General features: G+C 59.1%; 15 protein-coding genes. 6 read left to right on the top strand and 9 right to left on the bottom strand.

Annotated elements, in window-relative coordinates; genetic code table 11:
* Position 1 precedes the first annotated feature (1 nt).
* Complete coding sequence (locus tag ICL81_RS09070; RefSeq protein ID WP_188034573.1) at positions 2-1,435, top strand: APC family permease; 1,434 nt, start codon at positions 2-4, stop codon at positions 1,433-1,435.
* 139 nt (positions 1,436-1,574) lie between these two features.
* Here the strand turns inward: ICL81_RS09070 and manA are convergent, their stop codons facing one another.
* The gene (gene manA, locus ICL81_RS09065) at positions 1,575-2,933 is read right to left on the bottom strand and encodes a mannose-6-phosphate isomerase, class I (protein ID WP_188034572.1); all 1,359 of its coding nucleotides are present in this window, start codon (positions 2,931-2,933) and stop codon (positions 1,575-1,577) included.
* A 97-nt stretch (positions 2,934-3,030) separates the two neighbouring features.
* Between manA and ICL81_RS09060 the strand changes: the two genes are divergently transcribed.
* The gene (locus ICL81_RS09060; protein WP_188034571.1) at positions 3,031-4,485 is read left to right on the top strand and encodes an O-antigen ligase; all 1,455 of its coding nucleotides are present in this window, start codon (positions 3,031-3,033) and stop codon (positions 4,483-4,485) included.
* Complete coding sequence (locus ICL81_RS09055; protein ID WP_353055482.1) at positions 4,482-4,877, top strand: hypothetical protein; 396 nt, start codon at positions 4,482-4,484, stop codon at positions 4,875-4,877. The genes ICL81_RS09060 and ICL81_RS09055 overlap by 4 nt, the downstream gene beginning before the upstream one ends.
* Before the next feature lie 164 nt (positions 4,878-5,041).
* Here ICL81_RS09055 and ICL81_RS09050 read toward each other — a convergent pair whose 3' ends face one another.
* Together ICL81_RS09050 and glf are read right to left on the bottom strand one after the other, a co-directional pair.
* Positions 5,042-5,428 carry a hypothetical protein gene (locus ICL81_RS09050; protein WP_215394781.1) on the bottom strand — a complete coding sequence of 129 codons (387 nt, stop codon included), beginning with the start codon at positions 5,426-5,428 and terminating at the stop codon, positions 5,042-5,044.
* A 159-nt stretch (positions 5,429-5,587) separates the two neighbouring features.
* Positions 5,588-6,745 carry a UDP-galactopyranose mutase gene (glf, locus tag ICL81_RS09045; protein ID WP_188034569.1) on the bottom strand — a complete coding sequence of 386 codons (1,158 nt, stop codon included), beginning with the start codon at positions 6,743-6,745 and terminating at the stop codon, positions 5,588-5,590.
* 155 nt (positions 6,746-6,900) lie between these two features.
* Here glf and ICL81_RS09040 point away from each other — a divergent pair, with 155 nt between their 5' ends.
* Both ICL81_RS09040 and ICL81_RS09035 read left to right on the top strand, forming a co-directional pair.
* Positions 6,901-8,805: a glycosyltransferase gene (locus tag ICL81_RS09040; RefSeq protein WP_188034568.1), complete on the top strand. Its 1,905-nt coding sequence runs from the start codon at positions 6,901-6,903 to the stop codon at positions 8,803-8,805.
* A 127-nt stretch (positions 8,806-8,932) separates the two neighbouring features.
* Entirely contained in the window at positions 8,933-10,714 is a 1,782-nt protein-coding gene (locus ICL81_RS09035) for a class I SAM-dependent methyltransferase (protein WP_188034567.1), read from the top strand.
* 143 nt (positions 10,715-10,857) lie between these two features.
* On the opposite strand, the gene ICL81_RS09030 is transcribed toward ICL81_RS09035, so the two are convergent.
* A complete protein-coding gene (locus ICL81_RS09030) occupies positions 10,858-12,153 on the bottom strand; it encodes a nucleotide sugar dehydrogenase (RefSeq protein ID WP_188034566.1) in 1,296 nt (431 codons plus the stop codon).
* Between the two features lie 24 nt (positions 12,154-12,177).
* Positions 12,178-13,416, bottom strand: a complete 1,239-nt coding sequence (locus tag ICL81_RS09025; RefSeq protein WP_188034565.1) for a hypothetical protein — start codon at positions 13,414-13,416, stop codon at positions 12,178-12,180.
* Positions 13,417-13,528: 112 nt separating this feature from the next.
* On the opposite strand from ICL81_RS09025, the gene wecB reads away from it, so the two are divergent.
* Positions 13,529-14,605, top strand: coding sequence for a non-hydrolyzing UDP-N-acetylglucosamine 2-epimerase (gene wecB, locus ICL81_RS09020; RefSeq protein ID WP_188034564.1), 1,077 nt, complete (start codon positions 13,529-13,531; stop codon positions 14,603-14,605).
* A 108-nt stretch (positions 14,606-14,713) separates the two neighbouring features.
* On the opposite strand, the gene ICL81_RS09015 is transcribed toward wecB, so the two are convergent.
* The 4 genes from ICL81_RS09015 to ICL81_RS09000 form a co-directional block, all read right to left on the bottom strand.
* A complete protein-coding gene (locus ICL81_RS09015) occupies positions 14,714-16,003 on the bottom strand; it encodes a lipopolysaccharide biosynthesis protein (RefSeq protein ID WP_188034563.1) in 1,290 nt (429 codons plus the stop codon).
* Positions 16,004-16,089: 86 nt separating this feature from the next.
* Complete coding sequence (locus ICL81_RS09010) at positions 16,090-17,211, bottom strand: glycosyltransferase (protein WP_188034562.1); 1,122 nt, start codon at positions 17,209-17,211, stop codon at positions 16,090-16,092.
* Positions 17,211-18,362, bottom strand: a complete 1,152-nt coding sequence (locus ICL81_RS09005; RefSeq protein ID WP_188034561.1) for a glycosyltransferase — start codon at positions 18,360-18,362, stop codon at positions 17,211-17,213. Before ICL81_RS09005 ends, ICL81_RS09010 begins: the two co-directional genes overlap by 1 nt.
* A gap of 138 nt (positions 18,363-18,500) precedes the next feature.
* On the bottom strand, positions 18,501-19,787 hold the full coding sequence (locus ICL81_RS09000) for an oligosaccharide flippase family protein (RefSeq protein WP_188034560.1): 1,287 nt from the start codon (positions 19,785-19,787) through the stop codon (positions 18,501-18,503).
* Positions 19,788-19,871: the final 84 nt, after the last annotated feature.

The raw sequence follows: 19,871 nt of genomic DNA, 5'->3' as shown, positions 1-19,871 counted from the left end.
CGTGGCTACTACATCCACCGGCTCACAGGCTGCCCCGAAACTGCACCGCTCACTCGGCGTAGTTGGACTCACCCTCTTCGGCGTGACCTACATGACCGTCATCACGGTCTTCACCACCTACGGCATCGTGAACCAGGTGACCGATGGCCACTTGCCCGCTTCGTATGTCATTGCTGTGGTCGCAATGCTCTTCACCGCAGGCAGCTATGCAGCGATGGTGAAGCGCTACCCCGTTGCGGGTTCGGCGTACACCTACACTCAGCAGTCATTCGGCGGCGCCGCCGGCTTCTTGACTGGCTGGGTCATGCTGCTCGACTACCTGTTCATCCCGATGATCAACTTCATGCTCATCGGCATCTACTTGAACACGCAATTCCCCGCAGTTCCCGTCTGGGTCTTCACTCTTGTCGCGCTATTGCTCGTGCTGCTCTTCAATATCCTCGGGATCAACCTGGTAAACAAGGTCAACTTTGTCATCATTGCCCTCTCGGTTGTGCTCGTTGTGATCTTCATGGTGCTCGCGTTCAAGAGCGCATTCGGCGGCGACATGTCGGTCAGCCTCATTGAGCCGTTCACTTTCGGTGAGGGCGGCATCGGCCCGATCGCCTCGGGCGCAGCAATCCTTGCACTGTCATTCCTCGGCTTCGACGCCGTTTCGACCCTGTCTGAGGAAGCAAAGAACCCGCGCCGCGATATCCCCCGCGCAATCATCTTCTCGACGCTGCTCGGCGGCCTTTTCTTCATCCTCGTGTCGTGGGCAGGTGCGCTTGCGTACCAGCCTGACTGGGCTTCACTCTCGGCTGCTGAGGTCGATGCAGCTGGCGTGACCGTCATGAACAACATCGGTGGTGAAGCGTTCACGGCCTTCTTCGTCGCAATCTACGTCGTCGGCGCGTTCGGCTCGGGCATGACTGGCCAAGTTTCCGTGTCGCGCATCCTCTACGCAATGGGTCGCGATGGCATGCTTCCCAAGCCGCTCGCGAAGCTGCACAACCGCTTCGGCACCCCGATCATCGCGGCGTGCGTCGTTTCGGTCTTCGCGCTCTCGGCACTCTTCCTGTCGCTCGACACCGTGGCGTTCATGATCTCGTTCGGCGCACTCGCAGCGTTCGCGATGGTGAACCTGTCGGTGATCCGCACCTACATCTTCCCCAAGAACGGCCGCCGCGAACCGCTCAGCTTCGGCACGATCATCACGAAGATCGTCTGCCCGCTCATCGGCTTCGCACTCACGATCTGGCTGTGGACCTCGCTCGAGGCACTCACCTGGCTCGTCGGCGGTATCTGGATCATAGTCGGCGTTGTTATCATCGCGCTCGTCACTCGCGGTTTCAAGAAGCCCGTCCCAATGATGGACTTCTCGGAGGGCGACCCCACAACCGAGCAGATCGACGTACTCGGCGAGGAATACCCACTTGAGGGTAACCGCCGATAAGTAGTTGGGCCACCCCCGCGAAACGGGGCTGTTCCCCCGAGATGACCACTTTCTTACGCAAGAAAGGGCTTGTTTCGGGAGAACGGCCCCGTTTCGGCGTTGTGGCGCGGCGCGGTGACGCGACCGCGCAGAAGTCTTGCTAGGCCCCACCCACGGTCGCGAGGAACGCCTCGCCAGAACCGGTCAACCGTATAGGTTCCCCTGCAGATACATACAGCGACTGCCCCCGGCGCACATTGGCAACCTCAGAGATTTCACCGTCTGGCCGATCCACACGTACGCGACCATCAGTCACGACGAGCACCAGTGGATACTCTGCCGAAATCTCAATCTCCGATGCCGGGCATTCAATTGCGTGCGGCGCAGGCTCAGCCGGCGGGTCATCCCAGGCTTCGGGGACTGGGCACAATCGTGCGCGGAACAGCTGGAAGTCATCCACTTCCGGCCGCCACACGGTCACGCCAGGAGCAAGGGCGATGCCGGGGAGGTGCGGATCCGCGAGGTCGTCAGTATCGACAATCCGACACAGCTCCGCAATGTCGACGTGCTTTGCAGTGAGCCCCGCACGCAAGACGTTGTCCGAGGCCGCCATCACTTCAACGCCGACACCGCTCAGATACGCGTGGAGCTGACCAGCGCGCAAGAAGATCGCCTGGCCAGGCTCAAGCACGAGCAGATGCAAGAGTAGCGACACGAGCACGCCCGGATCAGTCGGGTAGGCCTGCAGCAGTTCTCTGAGCACCTGTGCGCGGCCAGGTTCGAGCGCTCCTTCGAGCGCGTTTCCATCGTCTGCCTCGGTTGCCGCTCGTACCGCGGCAATCGCGAGCGTGACGCGCGGATCATGCTGCATATCTTCAAGCAGCTTTGCCCGGAAGTCTGCGTCTGAGCGAGTTGTGCGCGTGAGGTGCTCATGGAACACTTCGAGCAGCGCGATCCCCTCCCGCAATTCGGTTTCCGTTGCCGAGGCGGCCGAAGTACTGGAAGCGGCTGATGCGGTCAGTTGCGCGGCGTGATCTGTAGCAATGGTGATGAGCGTGGAAAGATCCGCGCCCACTGCGGTGAGCGGGCGGAAGCCACTGAGCGCGCGCACCTCTGTCAGAGCCACGAGAAGTTCTGGCTTGTGATTCGGGTCGCGGTAATTGCGGTTGGCCGCATCGCGCGGAATGCCAGCGGCTTCCTCGGCGGCGAATCCGGCCTCAGCCTGCTCGCGGTTCGGATGTACCTGCAGTGAGAGCGGAGCCCCGATCGCAAGCAACTTCGTGAGAAACGGCAGCGGGCCACCGCGTACGCCGTAGCGTTCGGGGTCGCTCGCAATGAGATCAATGAGGGTCAGTGACGTGCCAGCTGCTTTCGCAACGTTTGCCGGGCTGCCCGGATGGTCGCCAAGCCACAGCTCGGCCTCTGGCGCACCGCTCGGCGCGCGCCCCAGCATTTCAGCGAGCGCTTCAGAGGAACCCCACGCATATGCGCGCGGAGTGTTCTCGATGAAGATCAGCACACGGCTCCTTGGGCTTCCTGGTCGAGGCGGGCATTCTGCCGCACCCAACGCACCTCGCATAAGGCTCTGCGAGGGACCACGCTCTACAATACCTACTATGGCTTCCGGCAAAACGAGACTCGGCGTAAGCGCGTATGCAATCAGCGTGTTCATTTTCACGCTCGGCGGCAACGCGGTGCGGTGGATCACCGGTGTGCCCATCTATTTTGCGCTCGCAGGCATCATCACCGTGATCGGCATTGTGCTGTTCATCAAGGTGAAGCCCGCGCGCTTCCGCTGGTACCGATTGCCCGCGCCGCTGTATTGGTTTATGACGATTGCGCTGCTATCGATCATCTGGTCGCAGTACCGATTTGAGTCGGTGCTTGGCGTCGTCGCCCAGTTCGCAACGACCATCGTCGCCATCGTGCTCGCCTACACACTCACCTGGCATGAGGTACTGCGGACGCTCGCGACCTCACTGCGCTACCTCATCGGGCTCTCGTTCCTGTTCGAGCTCTGGGTGTCCCTCTTTGTCGGCCACTACATCGTGGCCTGGTGGGTCGAGGTTCCCGCGGGCGAAACTCCCTCGAAGCTGCTCTGGTGGAGCCGCAACCTACTCTTCGAGGGTGGTCCGATCCAGGGCCTCCTCGGCAACTCAGCGCTGTTCTGCTTCCTCGGTGTGCTCGGTCTCGTGATTTTCAGCGTGCAGTTGCGTGCCGGTCTCATCGGGCGCTTCAATGGCTGGTTCTGGATCGCCATGTCGGTCCTCACCATCGCCATGACACGGGCAGCAACGGTTATGGTCGCCGTCATCGTTATCGCCATCACGCTCGCATTTGCCCTCTGGGCACGCCGCGTGCAGCCCGGCAAGCGCACTCCGCTCTACGCGATCGGCAGCTTGTTGCTATTTGGCTCGATCGCCGTCTCCCTCTTCTGGCGCGAACAGGTCTTCGGCTTGCTCGGCAAGTCGGCAACGCTCACCGGTCGTACCGAGATCTGGGAGCGCGTGATCGAGCTCGCAGAGCAGCGCCCGTGGCTCGGTTGGGGCTGGGTCAGCTATTGGCCGACCTGGGTTGAGCCATTCAAGAGCCTCGATACCAAAGTCGGCCTTCCCGTCCCCCACGCACACAATGCATGGCTCGATGTGTGGTTCCAGGTCGGCATCATTGGTTTGCTTGCGTTCATCCCGCTCGTCGCACTTACGCTGTGGCGAGTCTGGTTCCGTGCCGTGGATCAGCCTCGCCGCGGCTATGGCGCCCCGCTGCCATATGCGACGAGTGCGCTGTGGCCGCTGCTCATCCTCGCTGCCCTGCTCGTACAGTCGCTCACCGAGAGCCGCCTCATCATCGAGGGCGGCTGGGTGCTGCTCGTGCTACTCGCGGTGAAGTCGCGCTTCGATTTCCAGCTGCCATCGCCCGATTCTGAGCCGGTGAAGGTGCCGTGGCGCCACGTCCCGATCACCCGCGATGCCGCGACCGGCACGATTCCCACGATCTCGGCCGCCCAGGCTGCAGCAGCGAAAGCTGCCACTCCCCCGGTCGTCGACCCAGATTCGCAGGTACAGTCGTGACCATTGGAATGACCACCGACCGCCTGCAGCGGTTGCGCACGTTCGCGCGCATTGAGCGAATGACCATGCTCGAAAACCGCATGCGTGAGGGCTGGGACCCAGCCGAGGCGGTCATTGACGTGCCAGATGAGGACGACCTCGTCGTTCGCGAGTTGGTCACCGAGATGCTTGAAGATCGCGGCCAGCTCGCCGAGTTCGCCCTCGCTCGCGTCGCAGGGCGCGGTGACGGCGCTGAGGCTGCCGAGCACAAGGCCAACGCGGATCGCGTAGAGTTCGAACTTCTGCAGCAGATCGCAGACGAGATCCCCGAGCTGATCCTCGCTGTTTGGCGAGTCGCAGATCGCGTCGGTATTCGATACAACGGCCCCGATTCTGAGACTGCGGTCTCTTAGGCTTCGCCGCTCAGCGCACGCGCTCTGCGCCAACCCCTCGCTCTGCGCCACCCCTTCGCTCTGCGCCAACCCCTCGAAACAGGGCGTTTCTCTCGAGATTGGGCCTTTCATACGCAAGAAAGGCCCGCTCTCGGAAGAACGGGCCTTTCTCGACGGGTTAGCCGCTACTTCGGATCGCAGACCGAGCCGAGTCGCTCCATCGTGCCGATAACCGCGGGCATGACCTGGTCAAGCTGCGCAAGGTTGTCCGGTGAAATGAAGTCACCAACGTTGACATCCGATGCAGCACCGGTGAGCGCCTGCAGGTCAACGTTCTGGCTCGAGACGTAGTCACTGAATGTGCCGTCGCGAAGCGCAGCGTATGCGTCAGGTGCCTGCGCTTCGAGGTCGGTGAAGAACTGCTGCACGTCTGCGCTCGAGACCTGCACGCCGCCGGTATCGAGCTGCCCAAGCGCGCCGTCGATCTGGTCGTACAGCGCGTTGCAGCCGCTTGCCTTCACGTCATTGACCATCGAGCAGCCGGAAAGGCCCAGAATGCTTGCGAGAGCCAATGCGGAAACAGTGCTAAGAATTCGCTTGTTCATACTGGGCCTTTCGCCTGCGGGAGATGTGTGTTGCGGAGTTACCCGCAATGGTCGGTGTGCAACCGGCCGCGGTGCTTAGTTATCCGCAGTGGTCGGTAGTGGTCGGTGTGCGACCGACCGCGGTGCTTAGTTACTCGCTTCGACCCCGAGTGCCTCTGCAAGCTTGTTGTCGAACATCGAGAGTGCCGAACCGATAGCCATGTGCATATCGAGGTACTGGTAGGTACCAAGGCGACCACCAAAGAGCACCTGAGGCTCAACGTCAGAGAGCTCGCGGTACTTGAGCAGGCGCTCGCGGTCCTCAGGGGTGTTGACCGGGTAGTACGGCTCGTCTTCGCGGGTCGCGAAGCGTGAGAACTCGCGCATGATGACGGTCTTGTCGGTCGGGTAGTCACGCTCGGGGTGGAAGTGACGGAACTCGTGAATGCGGGTGTAGGGAACCTCGCTACCCGCGTAGTTCATCACGCTGGTGCCCTGGTAATCGCCAACCTCGACGACCTCTTCTTCGAAGTCGAGCGTGCGCCAGCTGAGCTCACCCTCGGCGTAATCGAAGTAACGGTCAACGGGACCGGTGTAGACAACAGGAACCTTGCCAACGACGTCACGCTTGTTGAGCGGCTGCGACTCGTCGAAGAAATCGGTGTCGAGACGCACCTCGATGTTGGGGTGATCCGCCATCTTCTCAAGCCACGCGGTGTAACCGTCTACCGGCAGACCCTCGTACTTGTCGCTGAAGTAACGGTTGTCGTAGTTGTAACGCACCGGGAGACGCGAGATGACCTCTGCGGGGAGCTCGGTGAGCGGAGTCTGCCACTGCTTCGAGGTGTAATCACGAATGAACGCCTCGTACAGGGGACGACCGATCAGCGAAATGCCCTTTTCTTCAAGGTTCTGCGCGGTCTTAGTGTCGTACTCGCCTGCCTGCTCTGCGATGAGCGCACGCGCCTCTTCAGGGCCGTATGCCGCGCGGAAGAACTGGTTGATCGTACCGAGGTTGATCGGCAGCGGGTAGATTTCGCCCTTGAAGTTCGAGTACACCTTGTGCTCGTAGTTCGTGAAACTCGTGAAACGATTCACGTACTCCCACACACGCTCATTCGAGGTGTGGAAAAGGTGTGCGCCGTAGCGGTGCACCTCGATACCCGTCTCGGGCTCCGCCTCAGAGTAGGCGTTGCCGCCAATGTGCGAACGACGATCGATCACGACCACTTTCTTGCCCGCGTTTGCCGCGCGCTCAGCGATGGTGAGACCAAAGAAACCTGATCCAACTACAAGAAGATCCATGCCCACCAGTCTATGCGGGGCTACCGGCGTTGCAGCGCTCTGTGGGTCACTTCACAGCAGGTTTCCGAAATATCTTGTTGAACTTTAGGTAAATCGACCGCAAGTTCCGCACATTCACTGCGCTCCACCAGCACCCCTCGGTAGAATCATCTGTTATGACCACTACGCTCCAGCATGTTGTGTTCCCGCAGGCCAAAGACCCAGACGTGCTGCCGCTGTATGCAGACCCTGAGACTTGGACCGAGGTTGACGAAACCCCCGTTCGTCTGAGCGAGGTTGCGAGCATTGACAGTGTGCTGTCACGTGAAAGCACCCGCGTCCGCTCTGGCGAGCGCGTTTCATACGCTTCGTACTTCAACGCGTTCCCCGCTTCCTACTGGCAGCGCTGGACAACCGTGACTGAGGTCACCCTGCGCCTGCAGACCGAGGGCACCGGCACGATCATTGTGTACCGTTCGAACGCGAGCGGTGCACAGCAGCGAGTCAACTCCGCGCTGGTGACTGGCAAAGCCGAGACCGAATTCATGCTTCCCCTCACCATGTTCGGTGACGGTGGTTGGCTCTGGTTCGATCTTGTCGCAGGCGATGCAGACATCAAGCTCGTGAAGGGCAGCTGGACCACGGAGGCGACTCCCACGACCGAGGGGAAGCTCAGCCTCGGTATGACGACCTTTAACAAGGCCGACTACTGCGTCGTGACGCTGCGCAACATTGCAGCAAACCCGACGCTGCTCGAGAACCTCGACCGTATCTTCCTTGTCGATCAGGGTTCGAAGCAGGTCGCAGACGAACCTGGGTTCGATGAAATTGCAGCTGAGCTCGGCGACAAGCTGCAGCTCATCGTGCAGCCGAACATCGGCGGCTCAGGTGGCTTCTCGCGCTCGATGGCTGAGACGCTGAAGCGAGAAGACACCGACTTCCTCCTCTTGCTCGATGACGACATCGAGTTCGAGACCGAGAGCGCGCTGCGCGCGCTTCAGTTCGGCCGTTTTAGCCGTAATCCGGTCATCGTTGGCGGTCACATGTTCGATCTCCTCGACAAGCCCGTCATGCACGCGTGGGCAGAGGTTGTGCGCGATGACGCTTTCGTCTGGGGTCCGTCGTTCCCTGAGCAGCATCGCCATGACTTCCGCAAGCAGAACCTGCGCCAAACTCCTTGGATGCACTCGCGACTTGACGCCGACTACAACGGTTGGTGGATGTGCATGATTCCGAAGAAGGTCATCGCAGACATCGGTCTCTCAATTCCTGTTTTCATTAAGTGGGACGACGCAGAATACGGGCTGCGCGCAAAAGCTGCGGGCTACCGCACGGTTTCTCTTCCGGGCGTCGCGCTTTGGCATGTCTCTTGGCTTGATAAGGACGACACGCAAGACTGGCAGTCGTTCTTCCACACCCGCAACCGCATCGTTGCAGGCCTGCTGCACGCGACCCCGCAGTGCGGTCGCGGCATGCTGAAGAACCTGAACCGCATCAACGTAAAGCAGCTGCTGAACATGCAGTACTACGCGGTGCAGCTCGCTGTTGACGGCATGCGCTCCGTCCTCGCAGGCCCTGATCAGCTCCACGCCACGATGGCGCAAGACATGCCTGCAGCTCGAGCAGCGGCGAAAGACTACCCCGAGACTCGCGTCTATCGCACGAGCGATGCAGATGCACCTGCGTCCCGCAACGGCCGCGCACTTCCCCACGTCAGTGAACGTCCTGAGGCTTTCGGCGGCGCAAAGCTCGCCGTGTTCACCGCAAAGAACCTCCCCAAAGCATGGCTGCGTAAGTCGGCAGAGACCGATGCACGCGAGCCCGAGCTCGAGTACGCCAAACGCGATGCGTTCTGGTGGACCATCCCGCAGCACGAAAGCGTCATCGTCGGTTCCGCTGATGGCGCAGGCAAGATGTGGTACCGCCATGACCAGGCCAAGTTCCGCCGCCTACTGCGCGAAGCGACCCAGCTCAACCGCAAGATTGTGAAGGACTGGGACCGCCTCGCGGCCGAGTACCGCACCGCAATGCCGCGCCTGACCACTCCTGAAGAGTGGCAGACGACCTTCGAAGGCCGCTAACCAGCAACACGCTCAACGGGCGCCTCGGCATCTTGCCGAGGCGCCCGTTGAAGTTTGCACACAGGCGAAAGCGGCTAAGGTAGGTAGGTAGTTCTGGAAGCCAAATTGGCCCAGAACTGCATACTTTATGGCACTTTCTGTAAACTCTTTTGATCTCACGCTGCCTCCGATCTCCGATGCAGTGCGTTCTGTCGATGTCTGTTTCGATGGCGATCGTGTGTGGTCAATTGACCTTGTCGAAAACGAGCGTTCTGATGAGCACTCGTTCCCGTGGCCAATTTCCCTCCGCCCATATCTCCGCGGCAGCACGCACCTCACCGTTTTGCACAGCGCAACGGGGGAAGCCCTCGCCGCGGGCGAGGTGGAATTCACTGCTGACGCGATCCGCGCCCAGGTGCGTGATGCCGACAATATCCCCCTCGCGGTGAACAAGTGGGGCATGCTCGGGAAGACGCTTGAGGCTGGCAATCCTGGTGTGCAGGAGCGCATCCTTGACCGCAGCGCAGAGATCATCGGTCACCTGCGCGACATGGGCCTCCGGCCTTTCGTCGTCGGCGGCACCCTGCTCGGTGGCGTGCGCGAGGGCGAGCTCCTCCCCCACGACGACGACGCTGACGTTGCCTATCTTTCGGAGTTCACCAATCCCGCAGATGTCGCTCGCGAAGGCTTCCAAGTCGGTCACGCGCTCATTGATCTGGGGTACGAGCTGGTGCGGCACAGTGCAACACACATGCAGTTGTACTTCCGCACCGACTCTGGTCTTGTCGACCACTATGTTGACGTCTTCACTGCCTTTTTCACGGACGATGGCAAGATGAACCAGCCGTTCCACGTGCGCGGCGATCTGCGCGAAGACCAGATCCTGCCGTTCGGTACCGTCACGATCGCTGGCCGTGAGTTTCCCGCGCCGGCGGATCCTGAGGCCTGGCTTGTCATCAACTATGACGAGAACTGGCGCACCCCCATTCCCGGGTATCGGCTCCAGACTCCTGAGTCGACTTCGCGCCGATTCAATGCATGGTTTGGTTCCTTCCATTTCGGGCGCGACTTCTGGAACGCGTGGTTCCTCAACCGTGGTGCCGAGGCCGACCTCATCTGGGCAGACGGAGCAGACTGGATCCTCGAACAGTCAGCTGAGCTCACGTCCCCCGTGCTCCTCGAGTTTGGCGCAGGCAACGGCGCGCTGAGCGAGCGTCTCGCCCTAGTTGATACTGGCCGCCGGGTGATCGCCACCGATTACTCTTACGCTGCGCTGCAGCTTGCACAGGAGCGATCCGCCGCCGCAGCAACGCCGTTCGAAACCGCGCATGTGAATCTGTACCGCACACTGTCCCTTGCGGCGCCGAAGCAACAGGGAATCACCGGACGATTCGACGTCGTCGCAAACCATGTGTTCGAACAGCTCGGACACCTCGCGCGCGAGAATCTGCTCCGGCTGATTCGTATGGCACTGCGGTCGGGCGGATCAGCCTGCGCAACGCTTTATGCGTCCCCAGCGGAGGACGTGACGTTTGCAGATCCAACAACCTGGCACCTCAACCAGTTCGAGCTTGCCAATGCGGCCCACAAATTTGGCCTGTCGTTTGAGTATTTCACTCCGGCAACACAGATCCCGACGATGGATCGTCGTCCATACGGCGTGCGATTCGTACTTTCCGATCATCCTTTCCCGACCCAGGAGGTCTCCATGCGACAGCGTCTGAAGCGTCTATTCATGCGCACCCGTCCCGCGGGAACTCGCGCGCAGCTCGACGCGCTCACCAACCGCATCACGGAGCTAGAGGATGAGCTCGATGAGTATCGCCGCAATAGCCTTCGTGTTGCCGAGCTCATGGATCTGGCTGAGCAGAGCTTCCGGGCGGATCGACCAGCCTCTGACAACGACTCACACAACGGCCCCTCTGCGTAGGCTCCGATAGGCGGCGAGTGGAGTCTTTGCCTCACGCACAAAAGCGGCCTGTAGCAGGCTGAATCACTTCTGATTCCTTGCTACAGGCCGCTTTCGTATGCTCAGGGAGCACGCGCGCGAGATGCCGAAGCATCCCGCAGGGCTTAGTTCCCAGCGCCGATAACGATGCGGGGAACGCCCTTCCAAGCCGCAGGGTCGGTGTAGTTACGACCATCAGCAAAAAGCTTGATGCCGGGGAACTCAGCTGGGCCCATCTCGCGGTACTCCGCGTGATCCGCCTGCAAGATCGCGACGTCGACAGCGTCACCAATCTTGTGCGCGACGAAACCGAAACCTGCGAGCTCTTCGTCTGAGAAGACGGGGTCGTGCACCGTGACGATTGCGCCACGAGCGGTGAGTTCTTCAACGGTCGGGAAAACGCCAGAGACCGCGGTCTCCTTCACGCCACCACGGTACGAAGCGCCGAGCACGACGACGCGCTGACCCGAAAGGTCGCCAATGGTCTGCTCAACGCGATCAACGACGTAAGTCGGCATGGTCGCGTTGTAGTTGCGTGCGGTGCGGACGATGTCTGCCGCGGGGTCCGTCGAAAGGTACAGACGGGGGTACACCGGGATGCAGTGGCCGCCGACAGCAATACCGGGACGGTGGATGTGGCTAAAGGGCTGCGAGTTGCACGCTTCAATGACCTTGTACACGTCAACGCCAATGGTGTCTGCGTAGCGCGCGAACTGGTTCGCGAGACCGATGTTCACATCACGGTAGGTGGTTTCTGCGAGCTTTGCCATCTCGGCAGCCTCAGCGGTGCCCATGTCCCAGACGCCGTTCGGGCGGGGCAGGTCGTCACGCTCGTTAAACGTGAGCACCTGCTCGTAGAACTCGATCGCCTTCTTGGTGCCTGCCTCGTTGAGACCACCGACGAGCTTCGGGTACTTCTTGAGGTCTTCGTAGACGCGGCCGGTGAGCACACGCTCAGGTGAGAACACCAGGTGGAAATCCTCGCCCTCGGTGAGGCCAGAGACCTCTTCGATGAGCGGCTTCCAGCGGTTACGCGTCGTGCCTACGGGCAGCGTGGTCTCATACGAGATCAGGGTGCCCGGGGTGAGGTGTTCAGCGAGTGAACGCGTTGCCGCGTCCATCCATTTGAAGTCGGGCTGCCAGGTTTCCTCGTCAACGAGGAGCGGCACCACGATCACAACTGCGTCGGCGCCGGGAATACCGTCTGCGTAGTCCGTCGTCGCGCGCAGCTTGCCTGCTGGCACCTGCTCAGCGAGCTTTTCTGCAAGACCGAACTCGCCGGGGAATGGCTCCTCAGCACGGTTGATGCAGTCAACAAGTGCCTTGTTGACGTCGATTCCAACGACCTCGTGGTCCATGCTCGCGAACTGCGTAGCAAGGGGGAGGCCGATCTTTCCGGTGGCGATTACAGCGATCTTCACAGGCCTAGTCTATCCCCCCAGGCTTCACGCGCGGTCGGCTGAATCTGGCAGATTAATCCAATGCTTTGTGAGCACCTCGGCGCTCAGCCTTCCGTCGTGCACGAGCTCGGCAAACCTCGCCCCGGCTTCGCCAATCTCGCGGCATTTTTGCGGATCCGCAATCAACTCGATAATGACGCCCCGCAGCGTGTCAGGCGTCGCCTCCACGATGGGGAGTTCCATGCCTGAGACCTTGCGGACATGTTCCCGCACGGAGGACATTACATGTCCGATCACCACACGGCCGGCGGCCATTGCTTCGATTGCCGTAGTCGCATAGATGCCCAATCGGAATTGTTCGAGAACAATATCTGCGTTCCCAATCTCATTCGGCATTTGCGAGTGAGGGATCCCCGTCACCTGAGAATATTCAACAAGACCCTTGTCATGAAGCTCATCCATGATCGGTTCAACAAGATCAGTACCCTTAATCCACCCCTTACTGGGGATATGCACAACCCGTGGAAGCTCATGTCTAAACAACGGCTTACTCGCGCGCTGCCACCGTTCTTGCTCAACTACGATCGGGCACCACTCAGCACCCGGGAGGTCTGAGAGCAGCTCAGGGGTTGGTACGAACTTTGGCCCAGGTAGGGTGCGCAAGAGAGCGCGATTTTTATCTGAGAGGCGTTGCAATGCTTCAACTTCAGGAGTGCGATCAATAAATGGCGACCACGGCGTCAGCTTGCTATGTTGCGCGGGGTTCCGGGTGTCTGAACCGTGTGTAATATAGGCGAGCCGCACACCCCGTTGCCGAAGCGCTTCTGATTCACGCGATAAATCATTCTTGAAAAGTCCACCCAAGAGCGGCTTCTCCGCCTCAACCAGCACATGAGTAAATTGAGCCACCGACTGCAGTTCAGCGCGCTGCCATTCTTTCGACAAGTGATACACGCCAAAAGGAACCACCGTATCCGCCGAAAACAAGATCCCACCGGGCACAGAAACCATAAGGTTTTTCGCACCAACCCCATGAAAGAGCTCCAAGGAACGTGCCCACTGACGCCCTTGCCCCGCATAATTTGCTGGGCCGATCAGCACCCGTGTCTTAGCCTCTGGAACTTCCGTTGGAACAGGAATCGGCCTGCGGTTCTGCCCGGTCAGTCGCAACACTGTTCGAAACAGAACACCATCCTGGTTGCTGACCAAGTAAGAGATGGTATTACGCAAGAATGCTGGCATGCGGTCCTTACGTTGAATCAGCTTGCCAATGAATCCAGCCATGGTCTACTCCTACCTCATGCTGCAGGCTCGCAGTCAATCTTTCAGACATCCGGTTTCCCAATCTTGGGAGCGAAGCCTCACTCCTGCAAGCTTAGGGAATTAGGATGGAACCGTGAAAATCATGAGCGTAGTGGGCGCAAGGCCCCAGTTTGTCAAGCTCGCCCCCATCGCACACGCGATCACGGCGGCGGGTCACGAGCATGTCATCGTGCACACCGGGCAGCACTATGACCCGATGCTCTCGGATGTGTTCTTCCGTGATCTCGGCATCCCCGAGCCCGATGCGCACCTGGGCGTCGGCTCCGGCTCGCACGGCGTGCAGACCGGCAGCATGCTCGCGCAGATGGACGAGGTGCTTGAGCGCTTCCAGCCCGACTGCGTGCTCGTGTACGGCGACACCAATTCGACCCTCGCCGCCGCGGTCAGCGCCGTGAAACTCCACTTCCCGGTCGCTCACCTCGAGGCCGGCCTCCGCTCGTTCAACCGCGCAATGCCAGAAGAGCACAACCGCGTGCTCACCGACCACGCAGCAGATCTGTGCCTCGCCCCGACCGAGGTTGCGATGCAGCACCTCGCGAACGAGGGCGTCACTGACCGCGCAGTGCTGGTTGGCGACGTCATGACCGATGTGCTTTACCAGGTGCGCGATGCGGTACTCGCAGAGCAGAAGCCAAACGCTGTCACCGATGAATTCGCGAAGGGCGAGTTCTACGTGGCGACGATCCACCGCGCAGAAAACACGAACGAGCCCGAGCGTCTGCGCGAGGTCGTCAGCGCGCTCTCGCAGGCAGACAAGCCCGTCGTGCTGCTCGCTCACCCGCGCGTGCGCGCCAAGGCTGAAGAGCACGGCATTTCCCTGGAAAGCGGTTCTCTCACGACCCGCGACCCCCTCGCATACCCCGAGCTGATCGCCGCAGTGCTCTCAAGCGCTGGCGTCATCACTGACTCGGGCGGACTCCAGAAGGAAGCGTTCCTGCTGCGCGTTCCCTGCACCACGGTGCGTCACGAAACGGAGTGGGTGGAAACTGTTGCACTCGGTTGGAACGTGCTCGCAAACACTCCAGAAGAGATCGCCGCGGCAGTCACCCGCCCGACTCCTGCCGCAACCGACGCGGCTCCCTACGGTAATGGTCACGCTGCGACCGCAGCCGTAGCCGCGATCGTCGAGCGGATCGGCGCGCGCGCCTAAGGCTCTCAACACGGAACGGGTGGCCCTGCGGATTATTGCGATCCGCAGGGCCACCCGTTCCGCGTACACCCGTCAACCGATCAACACGTGCGGGTGAAAATCCATGCCCTAGGCTCCGTCTGGGGTGGGCTGCCGATCAAAACGGCGAGCAACAACAATAGCGACCACAATGTAAACACACAGCATGAGGGCCATTGCACCGCCCATGACAAACACCGCGGTCATAATCGAATCACGCAGCAGCAGGATGATTGCGAACGGCACTGCCGTGTAGAGAATCGAGAAGATCAGTGAGATTTGCTGGCGCTCAGTAACGACAAAGATTGTCGAAATCGGCGAAGTGATGAGATTCATGAAGAGCCACGGCACGAGTGCCTGCGCGAAGTACCCGGCGTCGTCCCAACCAGGGCCAAGCACAATAGGGAATAGCCACGGGGACAGCACCCAGACGAGCGCGAACGGAACGACACCGACCAGCGCCGACTTCTTAATGCTTGAGACCACCGATTTCAACATGTGCCCGCGTTCCACAACAGAGAAGTGTTGGAAGAACACCTGCGCCAGTGCTGCACTGATCAGCGCAGCCGGGACCTCTACGAGCCTCCAGGCAACCGAGAACTGACCAAATGTGGACACGGAAACCGCTGCGATCAAAAGGTTGATACCGTTCATCCGCACAGCGTCAATGAGCGCAGTAGGAGCGTTGAATAGCGGCATGTTCCGGTATCGGCGCATCAGTCGCATGTGATCGCTGAGCGGCGGTTTAGGCCCCTCGCGCAGTTCGGGGGTCTTTTTGCGCAGCGCAAATACTGAGACCACCTGGCCCAGAATTGTTCCGACGATGAGGCCGCCAACACCGAGCGGCTTCACGAAACCGAGCGCGAGCTGCGAGGCCGCGGTAGTACCGCTCTGAAGCACTCGGTTCGTGGCGATCACTTTGTACTTGCTCTTCCGGTTGAGCCAATAACCCAGGATGGCAATCTCTGTCAGCGTGAAGGCTGAGATTCCAGCCAAGGCCAGCCACGGAGCAATCGCTGGCGCATTGATCAGATCCGCAACCCAAGGCGCAATCAAGATGATCACAACCGTGGCAACCACGCAAAGCGTGAAAGACACCCAGCGTGCAACCCTGGTCAACGACTTGGCGGCATCATCGCTCTCAGGCAGCATTACTGCCATGTCGTACTTCAACGTCGCAATCGCGACGATGATTGCTACCACGGAAGCAAAAGTGCCCAGTAGTCCCCACTCTGTCTTCGTGTAAAAGCGGGTGAGGACGGGCGTCACGGCTAGAACGAGTAATTGTGCGAGCGCGGTGCCTGACATGAGCGTCAGGACGTTTCGTAAGAACGCGTTGCCCCGCAGATAGGCCCGCAAGCGTCCTTTCTCTCGTGACATGTTGGGCCTCCCCCGGGAAGCGCGGAACACATTCCGCGCACGTTTCGGCCAGTCTAGGCGTATCGGCCCTTGGCCGATACGCCTACTCAACCAATCAACGCGTGCGCAGCCTGCTCAGCACGAGCTTTCCATGTATGTTGCTCACGAACCCGAAGCACCTGAGCATGAACCGCCGCGTATTCGGCAGGATCTGCTTTGAGACGCTCCAGCAAAGCAGCGAGATCCGCTGCTGAATACGGAATAGCCCAACCAACACCGTGTTTTTCAACAAACTCGGCAGCAAGTGAACCTTGCACTGCTACTACGGGTTTTCCACGGCTCAAGTACTCGTAGAGTTTGAGCGGAGCAGCAAACGCTCGGTATTCAATGGGCTCTAGAAATAGGCTTCCAATCGCTGTTCGGGCAAAGTACTGGTCAAGCCCGTTTCCGCTAGCATGAATCACCTCAGTACTCGTACCGATCAGATCGCTGTACCGCGCTCGCTCCTGTACCCAAAGGTTCTCAGGAGTACACAATACAAGCGATGCCCCCGGAGTCTCTTCTACAGCCCGCACACACTCTTCCATACGATAGTAAGGGCCAGTTCCACCGACGAACAGTAGTGCGGACGTATCTGCAACCGCAGATACGTCCCCGTCATAGCTCGCACCAGGAGGCAGCGCCGTACACTGCAAAATGTTTGTATGCGGCATCTTTTCTGCCATCAACATTGACGGAACAAAAATCTTACTAACCGCACTTTGATATCGAATCAAATCCCATCGATAGAGCGCTCTCGTGCCCATAGCGACGATTCGATTTACGCTGTTAAGGTACTCCGGATATTGCCAATATATGTCCCTATAAAAGACACCTGCCGGTATTCCATGAGTCGTACAGAATTTAAGAAATGAGATGTCAAAGAACGGGCGCAGAGGCAAATGGTGGTCCTCAGTGAGTGCAGTTGGCATCGTCGATGCCTCAGAATACACAAACTCGAAACGCTCGCCTCTGCGGATCCTAGCTTTCAATGCACGGATCTTCCGCTTGCGAGTGAGCGCATCGCCGGCTATTTCTTCGACCACATATCCGGCGTCTTCGAATGCCTGTCGCATACGCACCGGCCTAATGGCGCTACCCGATGTGGCGCCTGGATTCAACTTATAGGGCACGTGAAAGATCATGGACTGCTTACTAGCTGGCACTGTCTTGCCGCCCTCTTTCATCATTAGATTGTTCCTCGGTTGTAGAGACCCATGTAATGGTTAACAAAGGACTTTCTTCCGCAATGATCAACGCAGAAATAACGAATCGCCAACGGATCAAATTCACTGAATTTTGTTTGCATCTCTTGCAGCGTGGCGGCCAAAGCCTTCCGGTCATCGATCGGCGTCATCAGACCAGTGATCCGGCTCACCGCATTTTTTCCCGCCCAAGTGTCTGTCGACACGATGGGTAAACCGCAGGCCATAGCTTCCCAAAGCACCGTGCCAAATGCTTCCTTTTCACTTGTCAACACAAAAGAGTGGTAGCGAGAGAATTCTTTTGCAATATGTTCACGAGAGACTGCTCCCACAAAATCCACATTTGAAAGCCCCCGTTCTTTTACGAGTTTTTCAAGACCAACCCGATGTGCAGAGTCCCCTGCGATACGAAGACGCACCGTATTGTCTGAGCCAAACGCATCGCCAAAAGCATCAATGAGCAAGTCAACTCGTTTACCTGGATCAAGGTGTGAGACATGCCCGAAGACAAACGGACCTGTTGGCGGCGTGCGTACCGGCAGGTCCTCAAACTGAGGTGATAGAAGCCCCGGAAGGTATTCCCACTTATCCGTACGGTAAGCCTCATTCAGCTCAGGAGCGAAGCCTTTGGCCACAGCAACAAGCCCCTTGGCTTCTTTCGCCGCCCGCAATGCAGGGCCGCGATAACCTGGAGAACGCAGAAGGTCAATCGAACTTGGTCGATGCTCCGTAATCACAAAAGGAATGCCAGTTTTGCGCGAGATACGCGAGGCAACAATTCCCGCCGGAAACATCGCATGGGCGTTCAGCACATCTGGACGCCCAAAGCGTGAAACATAAGTTTTGAAGAGCTGCAGCCATCGCTTCTCGAGAGAGGCGAGGTTGATAGGGTGCAGTTTGGGGACTGGCATCAGCGCATCCGCCCGAAACACATTAACGTCACCCTCGGATTGGTAAGTACCGCGTTGAGCACGTTGTTTATAGTCCCCGTACTGATAAATCGGGATCCCACGTACTACCAGCACACCAACGGCATGGCCCTCGGAAATAAAAGCTTCAGCCTGCTCTCGGAAGAAGCTCCCAGAAAAACCATCCGCTTTCTCCGGATACCACGAAGGAATCATAAGAACGTGCACGGCTTTCAACCCCTAATACGTATATTCAGTAAGCCTTACCAGTGTACCCGGTTCCTGTTCCAGATCAGCGTTAAAGGCGTAGGACGGCACAACCCAAAACAGCGGAAGTTTGTCTAAAAAATCTGGCTACTCCAACACTTACGATTGACCTGGTCCATCATGATCGAAACGCTTCGCAACTGCTATCGCTAAGAAAACGTAAAGTGCGAGCATCACCGCCATCGCGATGCCCATGCTGAAAATTGCCATCATGATCGTGTCCTTCAACAGCAGGATTACCGCGAAGGGAACCGCAGTAAACACGATCGAGAAAATCAACGAGATGTGCTGTCGCTCGGTCACCACAAAGATCGTAGAAATCGGTGAGGTAATCAGATTCATAAACAGCCACGGGACAAGCGCCTGTGCGTATCGCCCAGAATCAGCCCATTCCGGCCCGAACACAAACGGGAACAACCACGGTGAGAGAACCCAGACAAGGGCAAACGGCACGATCCCGAAGAGCGCAGATTTCTTAATGCTCGACAGCACCGAAGACAGCATGTCGCCGCGTTGCACCACGGAAAAACGCTGGAAAAATACCTGCGCGAGCGCCGCGCTGATCAGCGCCGCTGGAACCTCAACCATGCGCCACGCCATCGAGAACTGGCCGAGCGCGCTCACCGAAACCGCTGCGATAAGCAGGTTAATACCGTTCATCCGCACTGCATCTATGAGGGCTGTTGGCGCGTTAAAAATCGCCATGCTGCGGTAGCGGCGCAGCAATCGCTTCCGCTGCTGCAACGTGGGCTTCGGTCCCTCCCGCAGCTCGGGAGTCTTACGTCGGAGCGCAAAGATAGACACGACCTGTCCCACAAGCGTGCCAATGATGAGGCCGCCCGCTCCGAGCGGCTTCACAAAGCCAAGCAGCAGCTGCGCGCCGGCTGTTGTACCGCTCTGTAGCACACGGTTCGCAGCGATCGCTTTGTACCGACTCTTCCTGTTGAGCCAGAACCCAAGGATCGCGATCTCAGTGAGCGTAAATGCGGCGATGCCGGTAAGTGCAAGCCACGGCGCAACCTCGGGTGAGTTGATCAGGTCTGCAAGCCAGGGAGAAATGATCACAATAATCACGGTCGAGACCAGGCACATCCCAAACGATACCCACCGGGCGGTGCGCGCCAGAATAACCGCGGAATCGTCCTGAGCAGGCAGCATAATCGCCATGTCATATTTGAGCGTTGCGATCGCTGCAATGATCGCAACGACCGAAGCAAACGAGGCAAGAATGCCGAATTGCTCAGGCGTATACAGCCGCGCAATAAACGGCATCATTGCAAGCACCACGACCTGCGCGAGCGCCGTACCTGACATGAGCGCCAAGATATTCTTCAAGAACTCGTTGCCCTGCAGATAGGTCAGCAGGCGCCCTTTCGGCCTTAGCATTTCACTCCTTAACGGTGCTTACGCAGCGATTCACGGGCACACTCAATCAAGTTTAATCTCCTTAGGTCAGGCAGAATGGTCAGT

The sequence above is a fragment of the Leucobacter sp. cx-328 genome, assembly GCF_014530035.1.
GTDB lineage: Bacteria > Actinomycetota > Actinomycetes > Actinomycetales > Microbacteriaceae > Leucobacter.
The sequence above is the reverse complement of the archived record's forward strand: the minus strand, read 5'-3'. Positions and strand labels throughout refer to the sequence as shown.

Excerpts from the sequence above, each read along its gene's own strand:
- ICL81_RS09060 (WP_188034571.1), top strand. The coding sequence starts at position 3,031 with ATGGCTTCCGGCAAAACGAGACTCGGCGTAAGCGCGTATGCAATCAGC.
- ICL81_RS09035 (WP_188034567.1), top strand. The coding sequence starts at position 8,933 with ATGGCACTTTCTGTAAACTCTTTTGATCTCACGCTGCCTCCGATCTCC.
- ICL81_RS09015 (WP_188034563.1), bottom strand. The coding sequence starts at position 16,003 with ATGTCACGAGAGAAAGGACGCTTGCGGGCCTATCTGCGGGGCAACGCG.
- ICL81_RS09025 (WP_188034565.1), bottom strand. The coding sequence starts at position 13,416 with ATGGCTGGATTCATTGGCAAGCTGATTCAACGTAAGGACCGCATGCCA.
- ICL81_RS09040 (WP_188034568.1), top strand. The coding sequence starts at position 6,901 with ATGACCACTACGCTCCAGCATGTTGTGTTCCCGCAGGCCAAAGACCCA.
- ICL81_RS09010 (WP_188034562.1), bottom strand. The coding sequence starts at position 17,211 with ATGATGAAAGAGGGCGGCAAGACAGTGCCAGCTAGTAAGCAGTCCATG.
- glf (WP_188034569.1), bottom strand. The coding sequence starts at position 6,745 with ATGGATCTTCTTGTAGTTGGATCAGGTTTCTTTGGTCTCACCATCGCT.
- ICL81_RS09000 (WP_188034560.1), bottom strand. The coding sequence starts at position 19,787 with ATGCTAAGGCCGAAAGGGCGCCTGCTGACCTATCTGCAGGGCAACGAG.